Below are 20364 nucleotides of genomic sequence, written 5' to 3' on the forward strand. Positions count from 1 at the left end.
CAACGCCTTCCGACCCCTTTGGGAGCCGGGAGGCGCTACGGTTCGAAAATGCACCCCCGCAACGTCATCGCCGCGACCGTCGCAGTCCTGCTCTCCTCCGGCTGCGCCGCGGCCGACGAACACACTGCGGAGGGGCCGGACGGCGCCCTCGGCTTCCTCCTCCACGAGGACGCCGTGGACTACCCCGGCACCTGGGCGAACTACGGCAGCGGCCTCCGCGACCTCGTCCCGCTCGGCGACTGCGTCCTCGGCGTCGGCCTGTACGACAACGGCTACCGCGACGTCGGAGCGACCTGGACGGGCGAAGCCGACTGCACCGCCCTGCGCCTCCACCCCGAGCCCGACGACGGCCAGGGCGATCCCGAAGGCTCCCAAGGCTGGAGCGGCGCCCCCTTCGGCGGCGCCACCGGCGTCATCGACCTCGGCGACGGCGTCATGGTCGGACTCTCGGGCGAGTCGGTCCAGCGCCGCGACGCCGACGGCACGGTCACCGAGCTCGCCGACCTCGACCTTCCCGCCAACGCCCCGAAGGGCGAAGGCGGCGACCGGTCCGGCCTGTGCGGTCTGGCCGCGATCCCCGGCGGCCTGCTCGTGAGCGGATTCGTCAACGACGACGCCCTCCTGTGGACTGTCGCCGACGACGGGACCGTCACCGAACCGGCGACCTCCGAGGAACTGACGGGCGAGCCGGAGGGCTTCTGCCGCATGGCCTCCGAAGGCGACACGGTCGTCGCCTTCGGCGCCGACGCGCTCGCCTGGCGCTCCCTCGACGGCGGCCGGACCTGGGAGACCGCCCCGGCCGAAGGACTCCCGGGCGACGCCTGGGTGCTCGACCTGCGGCCGGTCGACGGCGCCTGGAGGGCGCTGGCGGCGACCCCGCCCGGCGACGGCCCGCTCGAAGTCATGCAGCTCGACAGCGCCGACGGACTCGCCTGGACCGTCACCGGTCGCCAGGACGTGGGCGACGGCAAGGCCGTGGACGTCGCCTTCGACGCGGCGGGGTCGCCGATCATCGTCGGCGACAGGATGGTGCGCGAGGACGACCGCAACAGCGCGTGCAACTTCGTGCTCACCGCCGCCGGTCGATGGCCCGACCTCACCTGGGAGCGCGGCGAACTCGGCTGCGCCGCCGACCCGGTCCTGGCGGTCGCGACGCTGGCCGACGGCAGGGTCCTCATCGCCAGCAACCGCCACCTGTGGATCCGGCCCGCCTGAAACGCGCAGGACCGGATCGGACCGAGCGGTCCGAACGCGGGATATCCGGTTGCACCGCAGCGGCGCTGCGACCAGACTCGCCGGTGATGATGACCCTCGACATGATCGACCGCCTGAAGCAGACCGTGGACGAGCGCTGGGAGAGCCCGGTCGCCGACCTCGTCGCCGCCGCCTGGGGCCACCCGGCCGGGACGGCGAAATGGTGGCGCTCCAGCGCCACGCACGTGTTCGTGCTGCCCGACCAGGAAGGGAAGCGCTACCTGCGCTTCGCGCCCGACGACCGCGCGGACGCCTTCGCGGCCGTCGCCGCGCTCGCCGCCCGCCTCGCCGACACCGGCGCCCGCGTCGCGCGGCCCGTGCCCACGACGGCCGGAACCCTCGTCGCCACCGTGGCGACCCCGCTGGGGTTCATGCAGGCCATGATGGTCGAGGCCGCGCCCGGCGAGGCTTTCGACGCCGAGGAGCTGGATGAGCCGGGCGCCCGCGCCTGGGGCCGGGCCCTCGCCGAATTCCACCTCGCCGCCGCCGACGCGAAGGAACCGCTGCCGGGCCCCTTCGCGACCCCGCCGACCTTCCCGGACGACCCCGAACTGGCGGCCTGCGCCGCCGCCCTGACGGCCGCCGCGCGCAAGCTCTCTCGCGAACCGGCCCGCTTCGGCGTCGTCCACGGGGACTTCGAACTCGACAACCTCGCCTGGCAGGACGGGACCGCGACCGCCTTCGACCTCGACGAGGCCCACCGCTCCTGGTACGCCGCCGACATCGCCTTCGCCGTGCGCGACCTCTGCGACCACTCCGGCCGCCCGGCCCCCGAGCATGCCGAGCGATTCGCGGCCTTCATCGACGGCTACCGAGAAGCCCGGCCCCTGACCGCCGACGAGATCGACATGCTCCCGCTCTTCGCGGGCCTCCACGCCCTCACCGCCCTGGGCGACATCGCCGCCGCCCTCGGCGAACCCGATGCGGCCGAAGCGGCATGGAAGGCCGACCTCCGCGCGCACCTCACGGCCCTCGCCGCCGACCACCGCACCCTCGCCCTCGACACCGCCCGCCCGCACCGCACCCTCGAAGACCTCGAAGGCGACGACTGGGGCGACTCGCCGGCGGGTGCCACCACCCTCGTGTCCAAAGTGCACGCACTGCGACGAGTACCGTTGGGGTCGTTGACCGTCGAGCACCTGCGGATGCTCATCGGACAGCGCGTCGGCCTCGACCACCTCCTGCCGATCGCGCTGAAGGTCCTGCGCGCCGACCCGCTCGCCGCCGGCGACATGAGCCCGGGGGCCCTGCTGCGCAGCGCCTTGCACGCCGTAAGCGGCGACTCGGAGTTCGCTCTGGAGCTGCGGGCGCTGGCGGCCGGGGTCGACGATCCCGAAGGACTGCTGCGCGATGAGCTGGACGGGGTCTGACCACGAGGGACACCGCCGGGGCCGGTTCGGCGGTATCGTTCGGGAACGCACGGAATCGCAGGAGAGGCGGCCGGTCTATGAGCGAGTGGGACGGGATCAGCGTCGGTGAGATGGTGAACATCCCGAACATCGAGCCCTCCGAGGTGATCGAGACGGCCGCGATCGTGCCCGACGCGTTCGCGGAGGCGCTGCTCGCCTCGGTGACCGTGCGCGGCAGCGCAGGAGTGGACGAGGACACCGCCGAACTCGACCAGATCGAACCCGAGGACGACTAGCGCCGGTCCCCGAGACTCCGGCCGGTCACTTCCGGGGATGGTCCGCTGTGCACCAGACCTCGGCGTCGGCGATGAACGCGCTCGACATGGGCGCCTTCAGGTCCACACGCGGCCCGCCCGGCAGGGGCGCGCCGCCGACCGAGATCGCGGCCTCCTCACACGGCATCCACACGGTGGAGAGCACGTGCGGGACGCCGCCGAGGTCGTACTCGTCGTTGCGGGTCAGGTACCGCTCGATCGGACCGGCGATCGCCACCGACACGTCCGCCGCCGTGGCCCTGAACCCCTGCGCCAGATCGAGGTCGAACGCGACCGGCGCCGCCACGACCTCGGGCTCCGACCAGCCGACCGTCGCGACGACGGCCGCGAGGTGGCGGTTGAACTCCTCGCCGAGCCACGCGGCCAGAGCGGTGTCGGCGCCGAAGATCCGGGTGCGGCCGGGCGTGCCCAGCACGAGCGCGTTCCCGTTGCCGCGCAGGGACCAGTCGACGCGCCACACTGAAGCGAACGCCGTCGCCCGGTCGCCGTCGTACAGGGTGACGCACGGATTGGCGCCCATGAGGCGAAGGGTCATGCACCGAGCTTAGAACCCGCCCGCATCGCTGAGCCCTCGGTCGTCCTCGAAGCACTGTTGTGCCTGAGGTGCAGACGTACCTCGGGCACTGTCGCACGGGGCCATTATGATCGCGCGATGGCGTACACCCCCGACTTCGCGGCACTGCTCACCCCAGGCTCGGTCTTCGACGTGGGCTGGAAGGACACCGTCGGCAGGGTCCAGCCGGTCGAGTTGGAGAAGGCCGTCTGCCCCACTGGGTCGATCGTCGGATGCGACCCGCTCGTCTGCCCGGACAGCGACCCGTTCACCGTGGCGGTCCCGCCCGGCGTCCACCGGCTCATCGCCTGGGTCGCGACGATCGAGACCGACGGCGAGGCGACCGACCGCCGCGTAGCGGCCTTGGAGCTTCGTATCACCGACCAGCCGACGGCCGCTTGGGAAATGGCCGTCAGCGGCGACGACGACCCGGCCGAGCTCGAAGAGGACGGCTTCTTCGGCTACGCCGTGGACGCGGGTGCGGGCGCCCTCGCCGACCGGGTGGCGACCACGGCGCTCCGAGGCTGGGAGTACGAGGAGACCGAGGAGCGGCTCATCGACGCCACCGACTGGGAGGGCCCCGTGCCGGGCCTCGTCTCCGCCGTCACCGACACCGCGACCGGCGCGAACGTCGTCATCGTGGGCACCGGCTGGGGCGACGGCGTCTACCCGACCTTCATCGGCCGCGACGCCGAGGGCGCCGTCACCCGCCTCGTGACCGACTTCCTGCTCATCGCCGGTCCCGACGAGGACTGAGATGGCCTACGCTCCCGATCTCTCGCGCCTGCTCCAACCCGGGTTCTCCTACCCCGACAAGCATGGTGCGACCGTGACCATCACGCCGCTCCCGATCGGCCCTTCGGTGTGCCCGACCGGTCGCATCGTCGGCTGCGACCCGCTCGTCAACCGCGACGCCGACCCGTTCCTGGTCGCCGTCGAGCCGGGCACCTACCAGCTCACCGCCTGGGTCGCGGTCTTCGTACTCGACGGCGCCGAAGTCCAGCGCCGCAACGCCGCGCTGGAGCTGCGGATCTCCGAGGAGGCAACGGCCGCATGGGAGATGGCGACCACACGGGTTGAGAGCGATGTGGACGGACTCGGAGACGACGGCTTCTTCGGCTACTCCGTCGACGCAGGCTGCGGCACCCTCGCCGACCACGGCGCACTGCGGCCGCTCGTCGAGGACGAGTACGGCGAGCTGGTCGACGAACTCCTCCTTGACGAGATGGACTGGGAAGCGCCGATCAAGGGCATCGCGAACGCGGTCACCGACGAGGCCACCGGTGCGAACGTGGCCGTCGTCGGCTCCGGCTGGGGTGACGGCGCCTATCCGACCTTCATCGGCCGCGACGAAGCAGGGGCCGTAACCTGCTACGTCACCGACTTCCTCGTCATCGCCGATCCTGTCGAGTGATCCGTGGCGGCAAGAGCGCGGATCGGCTGCAGGCGCCGACGTGCGTCACCATGACCGGCCCCGCTCGTTACCCTTGCCGACCCGCCGCCCGCACGCGGCACCGTTACGCACCAGGGGGCTCGACCATGACCCGTACCGTTCGCACACTCGCCGTCTTCGCCGTCGCCGCGGCTATTTTCACCGCGTCGCCGTCACATGCCGCGGCTGCCGTCGGCGGCAAGTCGGGCCCCGGCACGCTGCACCCGACGTACCTCGTCGCGAACGTGTGCGGCCTCACCTCGGTGGTCCTCGGCAACCTCACGCTGTCGGCCGTCCCCGACCGCCTCCCACTCTGCTCCGCCCGGTAGCCGGGCTCGCTCCAGACTCGCGCGCAATGCCCCGATCCGGTCCGCCGGAGCCGAGGCCGGGTACCCGCACCGGTTGTGCGGCAGGGCATTCGATCATCCGAGCCCTCGGTCCCGCCGCCGTGGGCTCGGATGACGGTTTCACGGCCGGTCGACCGTCAGGAGGCGGCCTGGCGGCGGACTCGCACTGCCGCTTCGGTGTCCTCCTCGACCAGCTCCATGTTGATCTGGGCCCCGGCCATCGCGCCCGCGGCCGCCACGTTCCCGACCTGCATCGAGAGGTCGGTGACGTTGCCCGCGACCCACACCCCGGGCACCTCGGTGCGGCCGAACGGGTCCGCCGGGACGTGCTCGCCCATGCCGGACGGGTGCTCCACCGCGGCCAGCCCGAGGTCCCCGATGAACCCGGCCCGCGCCTCGACGCGGGTCGCGACCGCCAGCGCCTCCCGCTCGACCAGTTCGCCGTCCGCAAGCCGCACGCCCACGATCCGGCCGTCCGCGGTCTCGACCTTCGCGATCGGGCCCTCCACGACGCGGATGCCGCGGGCCGCGAACTTCTCCAGGTCCTCCTCGCCCGGCCGGTCCTGCTCACCGAGGAAGAACACGACGTCCTCGCTCCACTGCCGGAACAGCAGCGCCTGGTGCACCGAGAACGGCCCGGTCGCCACGATGCCGATCGCGCGGTCGCGGATCTCCCAGCCGTGGCAGTACGGGCAGTGCACGACGCCCTCGCCCCACTGCTCGCGCAGGCCCGGGATCTCCGGGAGCCGGTCGACCACGCCCGTGGTGACCAGGACGCGCCGGGCCCGCGCCTCGCGGCCGTCGGCGAGCGCGACGGTGAAGCCGTCCTCGCCGCGCTTCGCGGCGGTGACGGTACCGGCGACCACGTGGCCGCCGAACTGCCGCACCTCGGCGCGGCCGCGTTCGAGCAGCTCGGACGGGGGCGTGCCCTCGCGGGCGAACAGCCCGTGGACGGCCTTGGCGGGCGCGTTGCGGGGTTCGCCCGCGTCGATCACGGCCACGGTGCGGCGCGCGCGGGCGAGCATGAGCCCCGCGCTCAGTCCGGCGGCGCCGCCGCCGATCACCACGACGTCGTACCGGTCCTTCAGTTCATCGGTCATCTCGACCACCTCCGCCCCGACCGTAGACCCGATCGCCGAAAAGTGGCAAAGGTTCTTGCCGATCTGGCAAACTCGGAGGATGGACGAAGCGACGGACCAGACCCTGGACTCGGTGGGGCCGCGCCTGCGCGCCCTCCGCAACCGCGGCGAGGCGACCCTCGCCGACCTCTCCGCGCAGACCGGCATCTCGGTGAGCACGCTCTCGCGCCTGGAGTCGGGCTCGCGCAAACCCACCCTGGAACTTCTCCTGCCCCTGGCACGGGCGCACGGCGTGACCCTCGACGAACTCGTGGGCGCCCCCGAGACCGGTGACCCGCGCATCCACCTGCGGCCGGTCACGCGCAACGGCATGACGATGCTGCCGCTCACCAAGCGCCCCGGCGGCATCCAGGCCTACAAACTCGTCATCCCCGGCGGCACCCGCACCGAACCCGACCAGCAGGTGCACGAGGGCTACGAATGGATGTACGTCCTCAACGGACGCCTGCGGGTGCGGCTCGCCGAGCACGACTTCATGCTCAAGCCCGGCGAGGCCGCCGAGTTCGACACGCGCACACCGCACTGGTTCGGCAGCGCCGACGAGCACCCGGTGGAGATCCTCAGCCTCTTCGGCTCCCAAGGCGAACGCGCCCACCTGCGCGCCAAGCCCAAGGGCGCGTTACCTTTCAGGACGATCGGTGGGCGCGACCGGGGGCGCGGAGCCGAGGAGGTCGCCCAGGCGGTCACCGAAGTCGGTCGGCAGCGCCCCGTCGCACGCCACCCCGAGCTGCTGGGAGAGATCGCGGGCGTGCAGCCGGACGGCGGCCTCGACGAGCAGGGCGTAACCGTCCACCGCGGTCCGGAATCCGCGGAACGCGGTCGCACCGAGCACCAGCGCGATGAGACCCGAAGGCCACCAGGCGAACGCCACCGGCAGGTAGAGGATCGCCCACGCGCCGAGCTGGGCGGCCCGGGTGAGGGCGGTCCGTGCCGCGACGACTTCGGCCCGCTGCTGCTCGGGGAGGATCAGCCACAGGTGCGGCCAGGTGCGGTCGAGTTCGAGGCGGTGGTCGCGCCGCAGCCGCACCGCGACCGCGTGGATCCGGTCGCCGCTCCAGGTGGGACGCTGGGGCTGTTCGAGGGCGACGGCCGCTCTGCGGCGGAGGGCGGCCAGCCGGGGCTCGGGATCGTGGGGCTGCCCGAGCGCCCGCGCTTTGGCGGCGGCGGTCCACGCGTCGCTGTACTCCTGATGCGCTGCGTCCCACCGTGTTCGACGGCGGTCGACCTGCCTCGCAGCGATCGCGCGCGGCAGTGCGGGCCATGAGCGCCACCCCGCCGCCAAGGCCGTGCGCTCGATCGCCGAGCCCAGTGCCCGGGCGGCGACACCGGTCGCGCTCGCCGCGACGAGCACGGCCGCGGCCAAGACCACCTGACCGCCCGCAGTGGTCGCCGCCGGGTCGGCGGCGGCGGCCGAGATCCAGTCGATCAGCCGCCGGACGTCCAAGGCGTGCGTCTGGCCCAGGACGTTCGCGGCGGCGCACACGGCGAGGAACGCCGCCCCGCTCAGGACGAGCAAGCTCGCCCACTTGTCGGCGATCCGGGTACCGAACTCGGAGCCGAGCCGTCCGATGAGGTCGGTCATGGCAGGAGCGTCGTGCGTCGGAGCGGACCGCCGGAGACATGGCAGTACTGGACCATGTCCCGACTCGGCCAGGCGAAACGCGCGCACGGCGCGGTGTCCCTGGGGCACAGCAGGACCGGCTCGCCGCCGCCGTCGGCGATCCCCGCCAACGCCAGCATCGAACCGTCACGGGTGTGGCCGAAGACTCCCACCGCGTCCTGCGCCCGGCGCAGCGCCCGATGGACCGCCTCGAGTTGCACGGCGGGATCGGCTCCGGCCCTCAACGCGGTGAGGAGGCGGTCGAGGTCCAGGGGGCCGCCGTCCGGGCCGCGCTCCAAGGTCTCTCGGATCGGTCCGATGTGCTCGCAGACCCGGGCTATGCCCCCGGCTATCTGCTCCGCTGTCCGCTTGCCTGCCACAGGCGCTCTCCCAGGCTGCCGTCCAATCCCCGACATGCAAGCGGGGCAAGGCCATCTTACGATGAAGTGACCCGAATCACGAGGAGGGCTCATGCGCAGCCGCGACGAACTCAACGCACTGCTCGACCAGGCCCTCACCTGGATCAGCGACAGCCGCGACCCCTCGCTCGCCTGGGCACCCGGCATCACGGCCCTCGCCGAGCACCTGAAAGCGAGCCTGGTCGAAACCCGGGCCCCGGACGTCCAGGCCCGGCTCCGACTCGGCTGGCTCGCCTGGCACCAAGCGGCATCCGCGCCCCGCGACGACATCCGTGACGAGAAGATCGCCGAGGCTCTCGAACTCCTCACCGACTGCGCGGTCGCGGCCCTTGGCGTCTTCGAATTCCCCGCGCCCCTGCTGCCCGCGCTCGCCGACCGCGCGGCCCCGCGGATACTCGACATGATCAACTACGCCGTCGCCGAAGCCGACACCCGGCTCTTCACCGACCTGGTCGAACAGTGGCGCTACCTCGTCTCCGTCACCCCCGAGGCCCACCCGGAACTGGCGCGCAGACTCGCCTGGACCTGCGGCATGCTCGTCGCCAGGCACCAGATGACCGCTGCCCCGGCCGACCTCGACGACGCCATCGACATCGGACGCCTCGCCGTGGAACTCGGCGCGAGCGACTCCGACCTGGGCATCCACCTCTCGAACCTGAGCGCCGCCCATAAGACCCGCTACGACCTCCACCGAGAAGCGGCTGACCTGGATTCCGCGATCGACGCCGCCCGCCGCGCCACCGCGATCACCTCCGGACCCGAAGTGCTTGCCCCCGCGACCAACCTGTGCGGCGCGCTCATCCTGCGCTTCGAACGCGACCGCGACGACACCGACCTGGCCGAGGCCGTCCGATTCGGCCGGATCGCCGCCGCACAGGCGCGATCGGGCCTGCGCGACGCCGAACTCGCCCTCTACAACCTCGCCGACGCTCTGAAACACCAATACGATTCGGCCGCATCGCCCTCGGTGCTCATCGAAGCGATCCGGATCGCCGAGGCGGCCGTCCAGGCGGGCGAAGGCAGGCCCGACACGGCCATGCGGCTCGACCTGCTCGCGGACCTCCTCCAGTCCAAGTCCGCTCTCACCTCCTCGAAATCAGACCTCGACGCCGCCATCGCGGCCGCCCGCCGCGCCGCCGAGACCGGACCCGCCACCAGCCGCACACCGTTCCACCGCCTCGCCGGCCTCCTGTTCGACCGCACCCTCCGCTTCACGGCCGAGAACACCAAGGACGAACTGGACGAACTCGTGGCGGTCAATCGACACCTGGCCGCCGAAGCGACAGCGGCCTTCAACCTCACCAGCCTCAGCCTCGCCCTGCTCACCCGCTTCGCGAATTACGACGACGAAGCCGACCTCGACGAAGCCGTCGACGCCGCCCGCCGAGGCGTCGCCTTCGACCCCGCCACCCGAGGCGGCGGCAGGGAAGCACTGGAACAACTCGCCCGGACGCTACATGCGCGATGGGAACGCCACAGCGACATCCGCGACCTGGACGAACTCGTCGCCACGCGCCAGACCCTCGTCGAACCCGGCACCGCCGCACCGGACCCGAGCGAAGCGTGGTCCTCCCTCGGCCTCGTGCTGTTCACCCGCCACAAGGCCCTCGACGAATCAGCCGATCAAGAATCCGTCGACCGTGAATCGACCGACCATGAAGCGGCCGTGCACGCCCTGCGCGAAGCACTGGCCACCGCACCCGACACCGCGTCGCGAGTGATCCGCCGCGCGGACCTGAGCTGCGTCCTCTACATCGGATACCGAAGCAACCACAGACGGTCCGACCTCGAAGACGCCGCCGACCTCGCCCGGGCGGCCGCGGCGGACGCCCCCGCCGAGTCCTCTCCCGAACTCCTCTACAACCTCGCCGTCGTCCTCCACGACCGCGCTCGCAAGAGCGGCGACCTCCCCGACCTCGACCTGTCGATCAGCCTCGCCCGGAAGGCGCTCACCGCCCACGGCAGGCCCGATGCCACCCTCCGAGGACACCTCCAGGTCACACGGACCCGCGCGAACCAGCCCTCCTCCGCCCACATCGGCCCGGAAGACCTCCATGTCATGCTTGAGGACTACCTGGCGCACCGCTTCGAATGGACGAACACGAAAGCCGATGTCGACGCCCTCGTACGCCTGCGAAGGGAGGCGGCCGCCAACTGGGACGGCGAGGGACGCTCGGGCGCGGGTGACCCGAGGGCACTGGCCGGCGCGTTGAAGCGGCGGTTCCTCCTCACCCGTGATGTCGTCGACCTCGACGAGGCGATCGGGCACTACCGCGAAGCGCTCGACCGCCACCCCGGGTCCGCGACCTTGCTCGTGCCCCTGAGCGACGCCCTGCGCCACCGGGCCCGGATGGGAGCAGGGGACCTCGACGAGGCATTGGACCTGGCCCGCCGCGCCGTCCGGCTCCAGTCGTGGTCGCACGCGTACGGCAACCTGAGCATGATCCTGCTCGACCGGTTCAGGAACGACCGCCATCGCCACGAGGAACTCGCCGAGGCCGTCGACGCCGCACGCAAAGCCCTCCACGCCGACCCCGAGGACCTCGACCGTCCGAAATGGCTGCACACGCTCGGCGAGATCCTCTTGGAGCGGGTCCGGTACCCGGACATTGCGTTCGACCCCCGAGGCGACGCGGGCCGTGAAGCCGACCGCACGGAAGGACTCCGCGTCCTGGCCGAGCTGGCCCGCTCGCCGCTCGCACCGCCGCTCTACCGGGTCCACGCGGCGAAGGGCGCGGGCTGGCTCGCCATCAACGCCGTCGAGACCGCAAGGGAGGCATCGGACTACGACCCCGAGGAGTTCACGCTGGCCGCCGACCTGCTCGCTGTCGCAGTCGGCCTCCTCCCCGAGATCGCGCCGCGCCGCATGGCCCGGGGCGAGCAGCAGGAGGCGATGGCGTCGATGGCCGGCATCGCGGGAGATGCCGCGACGCTGACCCTCCTCGACCCCTCCCGCCCGGCCCGAGAACGGGCCAGACGCGCGCTCGCACTGCTTGAACAAGGGCGGGCGGTCCTGGTGGGCAGAGCACTCGACACCCGAGGCGGAATCGCCGGGCTCCGCGCGGCCGATCCCGAACTGGCGGCGCGTTTCACGACCCTGCGCGACGCCCTCGACAGAGGCGCCGACCTCGCCGCCGAGGGCGAGCACGATCGCACCGACGCGGCCGCCGACCTGGAGGCGGTGCTCAGGGAGATCAGACGACTTGACGGCTTCGCCGACTTCGCGACACCACCCGAGATCGACGACCTGCTCGCCGCCGCCGACCAGGGCCCCATCGTCTGCCTCAACGTCGCCAGCAGCGGCACCGCGCTCCTCATCACCGCAGGCGACGTCACCGCCCTCGACCTGCCGGGAGTCGACGCCGCCGCCGTCATCGACCAGGCCAACGCTTTCCACGTCGCACTGCGCAAGGCACACGACCTCGAAAGCGACCGGACCGCCGCGCAATCCGCGCTGCTCGACACCCTGGAGTGGCTGTGGGACAAGGTCACCGGACCCGTACTCGACGCGCTCGGCATCGGCGCGCCCGCCGACCCCGGTACACCGCTGCCCCGGATCTGGTGGGCCCCAGGCGGTTACCTCGGACTGCTCCCGCTCCACGCCGCCGGACACCACACCGACGCCGAGAGCGGCAGGACGGTCCTCGACCGGGCCGTCTCCTCCTACACGCCCACCGTGAAGGCATTGCGCCATGCCCGGCAGCGGCAGGCCGCCGTCGGCGCGGCCCGAGGCGTGCTCATCGTCCCCATGCCGACCACCCCGGGCCTGCCCGACCTGCGACACGTCGCCGACGAGACCGAACTGCTCGCCGACCTCCTACCCGACGCGCTCGTACTCCAAGCGCCGGACCGCGCCAGCGCCCTGGCCGCCCTCCCCGGCCGCGCCATCGCCCACTTCGCCTGCCACGGCAGCTTCGACCTCGCCGACCCGGCCGCGAGCGGCCTGCTGCTCAACGACCACGCGAAGCGCCCGCTCACGGCCGCCGACCTCGGCGCGATCGACCTCGACGGCGCGGCGCTCGCCTACCTCTCTGCCTGCCACACCGCCGTGAACGCGACCGAAGCGCTGCTCGACGAGGGGATCCACCTGGCCGCTTCCATGCAGGCGGCGGGCTTCCCGCAGGTCATCGCGACACTGTGGGAGGTCGACGACGAGATCGCCGTCGAGATCGCCGACGACTGCTACACCGGCCTCATCGACGGGACCGGCCGTCCCGACGCGGCCAGGGCGGCGCGTTCACTCCATTCGGCGGTGCGGACGCAGCGCGACCGCTACCGGGGCACGCCCTCGCTGTGGGCCTCGCACCTGCATTTCGGGGCGTGAACGGCGTCAGTTCCGGCCCAGGACGATCGGACGCAGCTCCGGCACGTATCGGACCAGCGGATCACCTTGGTTCGACAGCGGCCCGGGCCGCAGGACCTTGGCCCCGAACGCGGGATCGTCCGGCCTGACGCCGTGTACGTCGAGCGGGGTGCCGTCACCGTCGCGATCGGACGGTGTCGCGTAGACCCGGCCGTCCAGGCCCAGTTCGTTCGCCGAACGCACTCCCGAGCCCGGGCAGCCGAGCAGCACCAGAGCGTCCGTCCGGAGCCCGTGCTCCTTCGCGGCGAGACCCGCGACGAGGCCGCCGTACCCGTGCGCGATGACCGTGGTCCGGGCCGCCGCGCGATAGCGCCCGTAGACCTCGGCGGTGACCGGCATCTGGGCGAGCATGGTCGCGAGACGCGGTGCCCCGGCGGCGGCGTACTTCGCGTCCCTCGCCTCGCGGGCGCTTCGGGGCGCGACGTAGTCCATCCAGGTGATGACGCTGATCGTGTCGTCCTCGTGGTGGGCGGCGAGCTTGCGGAACAGGTCCTCCGCGCGCCGGGTCAGGGTGCCCATGCTGTGGACGTCGGCGCTGACGCCGGGTACCAGGACCACGACGTGGCGGGCGTCGTCGGGGTTGTTGCGGGCGATGACCATGCGGCCTTCGACGGCGTCGAAGCCGAGGAGCAGAATCCGGTTGTCCGTCATCGGCCGTATTCTCCCCGAGACCTGAATCGGGCACAACCCCTTGGGGTGCAGCGCGAACGCCCGCAGCCCCGCGTCCCTCCCGAGACGGTCGAGCTCCACCGCGAAGAGCACGTTCGCCGTCTTCGACTCACCGAGGCGAAGTGCCCCAGGTGGAGAAGGTCGAGACGGGGTTACTCCAGGAACCCGAGGACCTGGCCGAGGCCCCGCTCGCCCGTACGCGCCTCGCCCGGGAGGATGAAGCTCCGGATGCCGCACGCCGCCGCGCCGCCGTCCTTGGCCGGGTTGTCGCCGACCATGAGGGTGCGGCGCGGGTCGACGCCGAGCCGCTCGCAGGCGGCGCGGAACAGCACGGGGTCGGGCTTCTCGGTCGAGTACTGGTACGAGATCACGCGCACGTCGATGAGGTCGGCGAGCCCGAAGTGCTCCATGTGCACGCCCACGTCCCACGCGAAGTCGGAGACGATCCCGGTCTTGATCCCGCGCCGGCGCAGCTCGCGCAGCAGCGGCTCGGTGTCCGGGTAGGGCACCCACGCGTCGGGCGCGGCGATGAGGTCGTACGCGACCGACTCGACGCCCTGGAGGTAGTCGACGTGCCGGAACCACTCGAACAGCGCGACGCGGTGCTTCTCGGCCGACTCGTCCCGACCGACCTGCGCCGCGGCCACCTCCGGGATGCGGTACGTCTCCCCGAGCTGCCCGGCCGTCTTCTCCAGCAGCTCAGCGCTCAACGCCCGCCCCGTCGCGGCCTCCACACGGCGCAGCCAGGTGCCCACGTCGATGAGCTTGAAGATCGTGTTCGAGAAGTCGAACAGGACCGCCTCGATCGGCGGCACCGGCTCGGCCTGCTCGGCCTCGGACACCTCGTAGGCGGCGGCGGAGTCGAAGAGGCTGTAGATCACGGCGGCCCTTTCATCGTTCGGCGGCGGCGCCCCGAGGCGCCGCCGCAACCGTAACGTGGCCCCCGCGAACGGGCGAGGAATGACGCCCCACCTCACAGCGTCCGCGCGGTGAACGACGACCGGAGCGCCTCGCACCCCGCACCTACCATGACCTCCGGAGAGGAGGCCGCCATGCGACTCGCGGGACTGCGCTGGGAGACGACGGTGAGCGAAGCGCGCCTCGGTCCCACCACGCATCGCGTGATCCAGCCGGCGCGGGCCTTCACGCACGCCACGCTGCACCTCCACGACCGGTACGCGGGCATCTCGGCGGACAAGACCGACGCGGCCGCCCTCGCCGCCGCCTGGTGGCTCGCGGCCCGCTCACCCCGCAGCATCGTCCACCTGCCCCTGCGCTCAGGATCGGCCTGCGACGCCCACGATGACGCCCGACCCCACGACCTCGTGCTCCTGCACCGCACCCTCGGATTCCGCACCGCCGACTGGAAGGCCGTCCGAGGCGCCCTCACCCGCCCGCGCCCCCACACGATCGAAGTCGGACCCGAGCCGTTCCCCGAGCTCCCGGACGTCGAGCACCACCGGATCCACCACCGCGAGTTCAACGACCACCTGCGCTGGCGGACCGCGGCGGACACGCTCTTCGTCATCGGTACCCGAACCGCCTTCGACCGCCAGGGGCACCTCTTCCGGGCGCTGGTCGAGGAGGCCCCCGCCGACCGGTCCCGCTATCCCGCAACCCACTGGTGCATCGAGGTCGACCTGGGCCGTAAGGGGACCGACCGTCGCAACCCCTCCATGTACCTGCACGTCGAATGCTGCGATCGGCACTGGTGAAGCGGAGCCGCCGTCGCGCGCCTCAGCCCACGAGCCGTCTGCGGACACGGCCGAATGCCGTGACGATGCCGCGTGCCACGGTGCCGTCATCCACGATGAAGAGCCGCGCGACAGCGGCACCGGCGAAGAGCAGTACCGCGAGCGACAGGAGGGCCGCGCCTCGGAGCGCGCTCGGGTCGTCGAAGTCGGGGTCCACGCGCCCGAGCGGGTCGAAGACCACGATCCGGGCCTCGCTCATTTCGAGCTGCTCGTCGCGGTACGTGTCCAGTTCGACGGGGTCCCAACCGGTGCAGAGGAAGTCGTGGCCAGACATCGGCTCCGGCTCCCCGTCGCAGTGAGAGCACGAGCTCTCGGCGGAGGTCGAAGGGGACGGCGTGCCGCTTGCGGCCGGAGGTGCGGGGCATGGGGGTCCAGTCTGGATTCGTCCGGGCTCGCGGCGCCGGGCGTGCGCCGCGAGCCGAGCTTAGACCGGATTCTCTGAGATCAGGGTTCTCGCCTGCGCAGGATTCGGTTGCGGAGCCGGCCGTCGTCGGCGGCCAGGAGCCAGGCGGCTACTGAGACGGCGATGGCGGCGGTGCCGACCCCGGACCAGATGAGTTCGCCGTTGGCGTCGACGCCGCCCACGGCCGGGTCGACGCGTTCGAGCGGGTCGTGGGTGACCTGCACCGGCGAGCCGATGGCGAGTTCGGCATCGCGGGCGGTCTTGAGGGAGGCGAAAGGCCAAGCGCCGCAGTCGAGTCCGTGCGAAGTCTGGGGGCCGTGGCCGCCGCGGCCGGTGGTCGCGGCGATGTGGTGGACCGTCTCGACGTGGCAGGTCACCTCGACGCCGCGCTGGTGCAGGGCGGCGTCGCCGAGTACGACCGAGAAGCAGAAGGCGCCGAATGCCCCGATGAGCGGTACCACGACGCGGAAGAGGCCGCGCCGCGCGCGAATCCGGCTCAGCAGGACCGAGGCCACGACGGCGACCGCGGCGAGGAGGAGCAGGAGGTAGCTCGGTTCCAGCCACCGGTCGCGGACCGCTTCGGAGCCGAAGTACTCGATCCACCGGCTCGTCATGACCGCGACGAGCACCGCCGCCGGGCCGAGCGCGGCGAGTGCCAGTTCGCGGCCGACGCTGAACGGCCGCCCGGGGTTCGGGTGAGGATCGGCGTGCACGGGCTGCTCCGGTCGGGTCGGGGAGGGCCCAGCCTAAGCGGCGCACGCCAGCCGGGCCCGGCCCGTTCAGGCCGCTCGGCGATTCCAGGGCAGGAACGCCAGGACCCGGGCCATCGCGCAGGTGTTCGTCACGGCCGCGACCACGAGGCCCGCGCCGATGGCCGCGCCGAGCCACTTCAGCGGCTCCCACGCGAGACTCAAAGCCACGAAGGCGATGACCAGTGCGCCGGCGGCGAGGCGGACCTGGCGTTCCATGCCCCAGACTCGCCGCCCCGAACTCTCGACGGGCGCGCCGTCGCGCTTCCAGGCGGTGAGGCCGCCTTCGAGGATGTGGACGGGGACGCCGGTCTCCTCGCCGAGGAGGTCCTTGGCCTGTCCGGCGCGGGTGCCGGAGGCGCACAGCAGGATCACGGGCCGTTCGGCCTCGCCGAGCGCCGCCTGGGCGGCTTTGACGAGCGGGAGCGGGATGTTGCGGGAGCCTTCGGCGCGTTCGGTGGCGAACTCGCCGGGGGTGCGCACGTCCACGAGGACGGCGCCGTGGTCGGCCACGAGCTGCCTCGCGGCGTTGGCGTCCACGTAGGACTTGGAAGCGGTGGGCATGGCCTCTCCTTCGGTTGCGGTGGTGCGGCGTCGGCGGCGGGGTTCCCGCGAGCTGATCGGGAACCCCGCCGCCGACCGTCTGCGGGTCAGGCCTCGAAGGCCCCGGCGAACCGGTCGTCGAACTGGTCGGCGGCGTCGAGTTCGTCGATGATCCCGAGGGCCGTGTACCCGTCGGACTGGTCCTGCTGGGACGCGATCACCTCGTCGGTGATGGGGCCCAAGGTGACCGGTGCGCGGTTCTCGGTGGCGGCGACGACTTCGAGCGGGAGGCCGGTGAGCGAGGCGTACTGCTCGGCCCACGCGTCGACGTTCTCGTAGCGCCACCGCTGGGCCCGGCCGTAGCGGTCGATGTAGTCGGCGAGCGCGTCGGCGTACGCCTCGTCCTCGATGATCGCGGTGCGCGCCGAGAGGAGCCCGATGCTGGGGAAGTAGTCGGCCCCGGTGGCGACGAGGGTCGCCCCGGCGAGTTCGGCCTGCGACCAGTAGATGCCGAGCGTCGCGACCGCGTCGACCTCGCCGTTGGCGAGCGCGGTGTTGGCGTCGACCACCGGGAGGTTGGCGGTCTCGACGTCGTCGAGCGTGAGCCCGACCGATTCGAGGGCCTTGACCACGTGGTACTGCGTGATGGTGCCCTCCTGGAAGGACACCTTGCGGCCCTTGAGGTCCGCGACGGAGGCGATCGCGGTGCCGGGCCCGGCGAGGATCGCGTTGAACGAGGTCGCGGGGTCGTCCACGGTGGTCGCGGCGACGGCCTTGAGCGGCACGCCGTTCGAGGCCGCGAAGATGACGGGGGTGTCGGCGGTGAAGCCGACGTCGACGGCCTCGGCGCCCGCGGCCTCGATGTACTCCGGTCCGGCGTTGACGAACTGCTTCCACTCGATGGTGTAAGGCAGGTCGCCGTCCAGGCCCGCGGCCTTGAACAGCTCCTGCGTCACCGGCGTGGCCCCGAGTTCGCCGACCCGCAGGGTCACGCCGCCGGAGCCCCCGTCCTCGGCGCACGCGGCGAGGCCGAGCGCGGCGAGGGGGGCTGCGGCGGTGGCGCCGAGGATTGTTCTGCGGGTGGTCATGTGCGTGCCTTTCGATGGGATTCGGTTGTGGGCCTTGGGGTTCAGTCGGCGGCCAGTTCGGCTTCGCGCTGGATCGCCTTGATCGCCTCGGGACCGAACGCGAGCGGCCCGGGGGTGTAGGTGACGGCGGAGAGCTCGCCGTTGAACGGGAACAGGCCGCGCCGTTCGCGCAGGTCCCACAGCACCGGCCCGCGGGCGTCGCGCCCGACGGAGATGCCGGTCCAGGGGGCCATGCCGACGAGCTGGAAGCGGCCGGGCAGTTCGGCGACCGCGGCGGGCTCGCCCGTCCCGTCGCCCACGGACACGGTGAAGTCCCAGCGGAGCTTCGGTGTCGCCTGCGCCCTGAGGCGGATGAGCCTGGTCCCGGCGGGGAGTTCGGCGTCGATGCCGCTGACGCGCCCGTACTGGTTGAACCCGAAGTGGATCCGCCCGTCCTCCACATAGAGCGCGTACCCGCCCTGCGGGTCGCCGTGGGCGACGAGCACGCCGTCCCCGCCGTCGTCGGCGAGCTCCGCGTCCACGGTGAAGGACCGGTACTGGACGAGCTGCGCCGACCGGTACCGCTCCAGGACCGGCGTGCCCGGCAGGAGCCGGACCGGCTTCGACAGCCGCGCCTCGGAGGGTCGGCGGCGCCGGGCCCCGAACCCGTTCTGGATCGGGAACACCGTGTTGCGCCAGGCGGCCTCCTCCCACGCGGCGGCGAGCTCGCGCACCAGCTCGGGGTGCTCGGCCGCGACGTCGCGCAGCTCGGTCGGGTCCATCGCGACGTGGAACAGCTGCCATTCGCCGTCGTCGAAGGGCGTGCCGGGCGCGTGGAGCGTGTTGAGCTTCCAGCCGTCCCGGTAGTAGCCGCGGTGCCCGCCGAACTCGGCGTACTGCTCGCGGTGCGGGCTCTCAAGGTCCTTCTTGCGCAGCACCTCTGCGAGGCTCACGCCGTCGCGCTCCTTCGCCTCGCGGCCCGCCCGCAGGCCCGGCGCTTTGACACCCGCGAGGTCGAGGAGCGTCTCGTAGACGTCGGTGACGTACCCGTACTGGTCCCGCACGCCGTCGTCGCCGTCCTCGCGGGGGAGCCCCGCGGGCCAGGACACGATGAACGGCACCCTGACCCCGCCGGCGAACGTCTGCCCCTTGTAGAACCGGAACGGCGTGTTCGAGGCCTGGCCCCAGCCGCGCGGGTAGTGCACGCCGAGCTTCGCCGAGCCGATGAGCGACGGGTCGTGGGCCACGTCGCGCTCCCAGTCCCCGGGCACCGGGTGGTGCACGAACTGCGAGAAGTACGAGCGGGTCCCGACCGGACCGCCCTCGGCGGTGCCGCCGTTGTCCGAAGTGAACACCACGATCGTGTCGTCCAACTCCCCGAACGCCTCCACGGTGTCGAGAATGCGCCCCACCGACTGGTCGACGCTGTCGACCATCGCCGCGTACACCTCCATGTACCGCGCGTACCGGTCCTGCTCCTCGGCGCTCAGCGAGTCCCACTCGGGCGCGTCGTAACCGGGCTCGGTGTTGCGCGGCGCGGCCTCGGTCCCCTCGGGGAAGAGCCCCTCGGCGAGCTGCTTCGCGAAGCGCGCCTTGCGCACCGCGTCCCAGCCCGTCCCGTACCTGCCGCGGTACTTCGCGATGTCCTCGGGCTTGGCCTGGTGCGGCCCGTGCATCGCGACGTGCGCGAAGTACAGGAAGAACGGCTTGTCGGCGTCGTGCGCCCGCAGGCCCTTGAGGTACGAGACGGCCTGGTCGGTGAGGTCGTCGGTGAGGTAGTACCCGTCCGGGTACTCCTCCACGGGCGAGGCGTCGTTGTCGACGGTGATCTGGTTGGGGTGGAAGAACGAGTTCAGGCCCTCCAGCGACCCGTAGTACCGGTCGAAGCCGCGCTGGAGCGGCCACGAGTCGCGGGTGCGCCCCGGCGCGAGGTTCGCGTCCCGCGCCAGGTGCCACTTGCCGATCGCGTACGTCGCGTACCCGTTGGCGCGCAGCGCCTCCGGCAGGCTCAACACGTCGTCGGCCAGCTCCAGGCGCAGCCCCGGGTACCCCGGGTCGGCGTTCGCGACCGACCCGTACCCGGCCCGGTGCGGGTTCAGCCCGGTCAGCAGCGCCGCGCGGGCGGGCGAGCACACCGGCGTCGTGTGGTAGTTCGACAGCCGCACGCCCGAGGCCGCGAGCCGGTCGAGGTTCGGCGTGTCGATCTCGGACCCGAACGGCCCGATGTCGCTGTAGCCCATGTCGTCCAGGAGCACCACGATGATGTTCGGCGCCCCCTCGGGGGCGGTCGGCTCCTCGGGCCACCACGGCTCGGACTCGTCGGAGGTGCGCCCCACGGCGCCTTCGAAGCCCTCGTAACCGCGGGCGTACTCGGGAATGCTCATGCTG

The 20364-nt window shown here is 72.2% G+C and carries 18 protein-coding genes and 1 pseudogene; 9 read left to right on the top strand and 10 right to left on the bottom strand.

Translation table 11 applies throughout. The annotated features are described in order from the left end of the window. Positions 1-48: 48 nt before the first annotated feature. The 3 genes from E9998_RS25450 to E9998_RS17990 all read left to right on the top strand — a co-directional run bounded on the left by E9998_RS25450 (position 49) and on the right by E9998_RS17990 (position 2899). Positions 49-1215, top strand: coding sequence for a hypothetical protein (locus tag E9998_RS25450; RefSeq protein ID WP_158299861.1), 1167 nt, complete (start codon positions 49-51; stop codon positions 1213-1215). An 86-nt stretch (positions 1216-1301) separates the two neighbouring features. After that, positions 1302-2624 carry a contact-dependent growth inhibition system immunity protein gene (locus E9998_RS17985; protein WP_158299862.1) on the top strand — a complete coding sequence of 441 codons (1323 nt, stop codon included), beginning with the start codon at positions 1302-1304 and terminating at the stop codon, positions 2622-2624. A gap of 77 nt (positions 2625-2701) precedes the next feature. Further along, complete coding sequence (locus tag E9998_RS17990) at positions 2702-2899, top strand: hypothetical protein (protein WP_136531082.1); 198 nt, start codon at positions 2702-2704, stop codon at positions 2897-2899. A 25-nt stretch (positions 2900-2924) separates the two neighbouring features. Here the strand turns inward: E9998_RS17990 and E9998_RS17995 are convergent, their stop codons facing one another. Then, complete coding sequence (locus E9998_RS17995) at positions 2925-3473, bottom strand: hypothetical protein (RefSeq protein WP_136531083.1); 549 nt, start codon at positions 3471-3473, stop codon at positions 2925-2927. 117 nt (positions 3474-3590) lie between these two features. Between E9998_RS17995 and E9998_RS18000 the strand changes: the two genes are divergently transcribed. The 3 genes from E9998_RS18000 to E9998_RS18010 all read left to right on the top strand — a co-directional run bounded on the left by E9998_RS18000 (position 3591) and on the right by E9998_RS18010 (position 5252). Continuing rightward, complete coding sequence (locus E9998_RS18000) at positions 3591-4247, top strand: DUF4241 domain-containing protein (protein WP_136531084.1); 657 nt, start codon at positions 3591-3593, stop codon at positions 4245-4247. A 1-nt stretch (position 4248) separates the two neighbouring features. Next, positions 4249-4905 carry a DUF4241 domain-containing protein gene (locus E9998_RS18005; protein ID WP_136531085.1) on the top strand — a complete coding sequence of 219 codons (657 nt, stop codon included), beginning with the start codon at positions 4249-4251 and terminating at the stop codon, positions 4903-4905. Between the two features lie 125 nt (positions 4906-5030). Next, positions 5031-5252 (top strand): hypothetical protein, encoded by a 222-nt coding sequence (locus E9998_RS18010; RefSeq protein WP_136531086.1) that lies wholly within the window; start codon positions 5031-5033, stop codon positions 5250-5252. 155 nt (positions 5253-5407) lie between these two features. Here the strand turns inward: E9998_RS18010 and E9998_RS18015 are convergent, their stop codons facing one another. Further along, entirely contained in the window at positions 5408-6370 is a 963-nt protein-coding gene (locus E9998_RS18015) for an NAD(P)/FAD-dependent oxidoreductase (RefSeq protein ID WP_136531087.1), read from the bottom strand. Between the two features lie 79 nt (positions 6371-6449). Between E9998_RS18015 and E9998_RS27155 the strand changes: the two are divergent. Continuing rightward, positions 6450-7022, top strand: a pseudogene (locus tag E9998_RS27155) (helix-turn-helix domain-containing protein); the annotation flags it as partial. A gap of 965 nt (positions 7023-7987) precedes the next feature. On the opposite strand, the gene E9998_RS18025 reads toward E9998_RS27155, so the two are convergent. Then, the gene (locus tag E9998_RS18025; RefSeq protein WP_136531088.1) at positions 7988-8389 is read right to left on the bottom strand and encodes a hypothetical protein; all 402 of its coding nucleotides are present in this window, start codon (positions 8387-8389) and stop codon (positions 7988-7990) included. Positions 8390-8480: 91 nt separating this feature from the next. On the opposite strand from E9998_RS18025, the gene E9998_RS18030 reads away from it, so the two are divergent. Next, the gene (locus E9998_RS18030; RefSeq protein WP_136531089.1) at positions 8481-12752 is read left to right on the top strand and encodes a CHAT domain-containing protein; all 4272 of its coding nucleotides are present in this window, start codon (positions 8481-8483) and stop codon (positions 12750-12752) included. A 6-nt stretch (positions 12753-12758) separates the two neighbouring features. On the opposite strand, the gene E9998_RS18035 is transcribed toward E9998_RS18030, so the two are convergent. Then, the gene (locus E9998_RS18035; RefSeq protein ID WP_136531090.1) at positions 12759-13442 is read right to left on the bottom strand and encodes an alpha/beta hydrolase; all 684 of its coding nucleotides are present in this window, start codon (positions 13440-13442) and stop codon (positions 12759-12761) included. A 170-nt stretch (positions 13443-13612) separates the two neighbouring features. Continuing rightward, positions 13613-14341, bottom strand: a complete 729-nt coding sequence (locus E9998_RS18040; RefSeq protein WP_136531091.1) for an HAD family hydrolase — start codon at positions 14339-14341, stop codon at positions 13613-13615. A gap of 108 nt (positions 14342-14449) precedes the next feature. Between E9998_RS18040 and E9998_RS18045 the strand changes: the two genes are divergently transcribed. Further along, positions 14450-15175 (top strand): hypothetical protein, encoded by a 726-nt coding sequence (locus E9998_RS18045; RefSeq protein ID WP_136531092.1) that lies wholly within the window; start codon positions 14450-14452, stop codon positions 15173-15175. A gap of 22 nt (positions 15176-15197) precedes the next feature. Here the strand turns inward: E9998_RS18045 and E9998_RS18050 are convergent, their stop codons facing one another. The 5 genes from E9998_RS18050 to E9998_RS18070 all read right to left on the bottom strand — a co-directional run bounded on the left by E9998_RS18050 (position 15198) and on the right by E9998_RS18070 (position 20360). Next, the gene (locus E9998_RS18050) at positions 15198-15488 is read right to left on the bottom strand and encodes a hypothetical protein (RefSeq protein WP_136531093.1); all 291 of its coding nucleotides are present in this window, start codon (positions 15486-15488) and stop codon (positions 15198-15200) included. Between the two features lie 170 nt (positions 15489-15658). After that, positions 15659-16330, bottom strand: a complete 672-nt coding sequence (locus E9998_RS18055; RefSeq protein ID WP_136531094.1) for a hypothetical protein — start codon at positions 16328-16330, stop codon at positions 15659-15661. Between the two features lie 66 nt (positions 16331-16396). Beyond that, positions 16397-16930 (bottom strand): rhodanese-like domain-containing protein, encoded by a 534-nt coding sequence (locus E9998_RS18060; RefSeq protein WP_136531095.1) that lies wholly within the window; start codon positions 16928-16930, stop codon positions 16397-16399. 86 nt (positions 16931-17016) lie between these two features. Further along, complete coding sequence (locus E9998_RS18065; RefSeq protein ID WP_136531096.1) at positions 17017-17997, bottom strand: ABC transporter substrate-binding protein; 981 nt, start codon at positions 17995-17997, stop codon at positions 17017-17019. A 41-nt stretch (positions 17998-18038) separates the two neighbouring features. Beyond that, positions 18039-20360 (bottom strand): arylsulfatase, encoded by a 2322-nt coding sequence (locus tag E9998_RS18070; RefSeq protein ID WP_136531097.1) that lies wholly within the window; start codon positions 20358-20360, stop codon positions 18039-18041. Positions 20361-20364 lie beyond the last annotated feature (4 nt).

This window comes from Glycomyces paridis, assembly GCF_004912155.1.
Lineage (GTDB): Bacteria > Actinomycetota > Actinomycetes > Mycobacteriales > Micromonosporaceae > Glycomyces > Glycomyces paridis.

Coding starts and splice junctions, on each gene's coding strand:
- E9998_RS25450 (WP_158299861.1), top strand. CDS start 49: ATGCACCCCCGCAACGTCATCGCCGCGACCGTCGCAGTCCTGCTCTCC.
- E9998_RS17985 (WP_158299862.1), top strand. CDS start 1,302: ATGATGACCCTCGACATGATCGACCGCCTGAAGCAGACCGTGGACGAG.
- E9998_RS17990 (WP_136531082.1), top strand. CDS start 2,702: ATGAGCGAGTGGGACGGGATCAGCGTCGGTGAGATGGTGAACATCCCG.
- E9998_RS17995 (WP_136531083.1), bottom strand. CDS start 3,473: ATGACCCTTCGCCTCATGGGCGCCAATCCGTGCGTCACCCTGTACGAC.
- E9998_RS18000 (WP_136531084.1), top strand. CDS start 3,591: ATGGCGTACACCCCCGACTTCGCGGCACTGCTCACCCCAGGCTCGGTC.
- E9998_RS18005 (WP_136531085.1), top strand. CDS start 4,249: ATGGCCTACGCTCCCGATCTCTCGCGCCTGCTCCAACCCGGGTTCTCC.
- E9998_RS18010 (WP_136531086.1), top strand. CDS start 5,031: ATGACCCGTACCGTTCGCACACTCGCCGTCTTCGCCGTCGCCGCGGCT.
- E9998_RS18015 (WP_136531087.1), bottom strand. CDS start 6,370: ATGACCGATGAACTGAAGGACCGGTACGACGTCGTGGTGATCGGCGGC.
- E9998_RS18030 (WP_136531089.1), top strand. CDS start 8,481: ATGCGCAGCCGCGACGAACTCAACGCACTGCTCGACCAGGCCCTCACC.
- E9998_RS18035 (WP_136531090.1), bottom strand. CDS start 13,442: ATGACGGACAACCGGATTCTGCTCCTCGGCTTCGACGCCGTCGAAGGC.
- E9998_RS18050 (WP_136531093.1), bottom strand. CDS start 15,488: ATGTCTGGCCACGACTTCCTCTGCACCGGTTGGGACCCCGTCGAACTG.
- E9998_RS18060 (WP_136531095.1), bottom strand. CDS start 16,930: ATGCCCACCGCTTCCAAGTCCTACGTGGACGCCAACGCCGCGAGGCAG.
- E9998_RS18065 (WP_136531096.1), bottom strand. CDS start 17,997: ATGACCACCCGCAGAACAATCCTCGGCGCCACCGCCGCAGCCCCCCTC.
- E9998_RS18070 (WP_136531097.1), bottom strand. CDS start 20,360: ATGAGCATTCCCGAGTACGCCCGCGGTTACGAGGGCTTCGAAGGCGCC.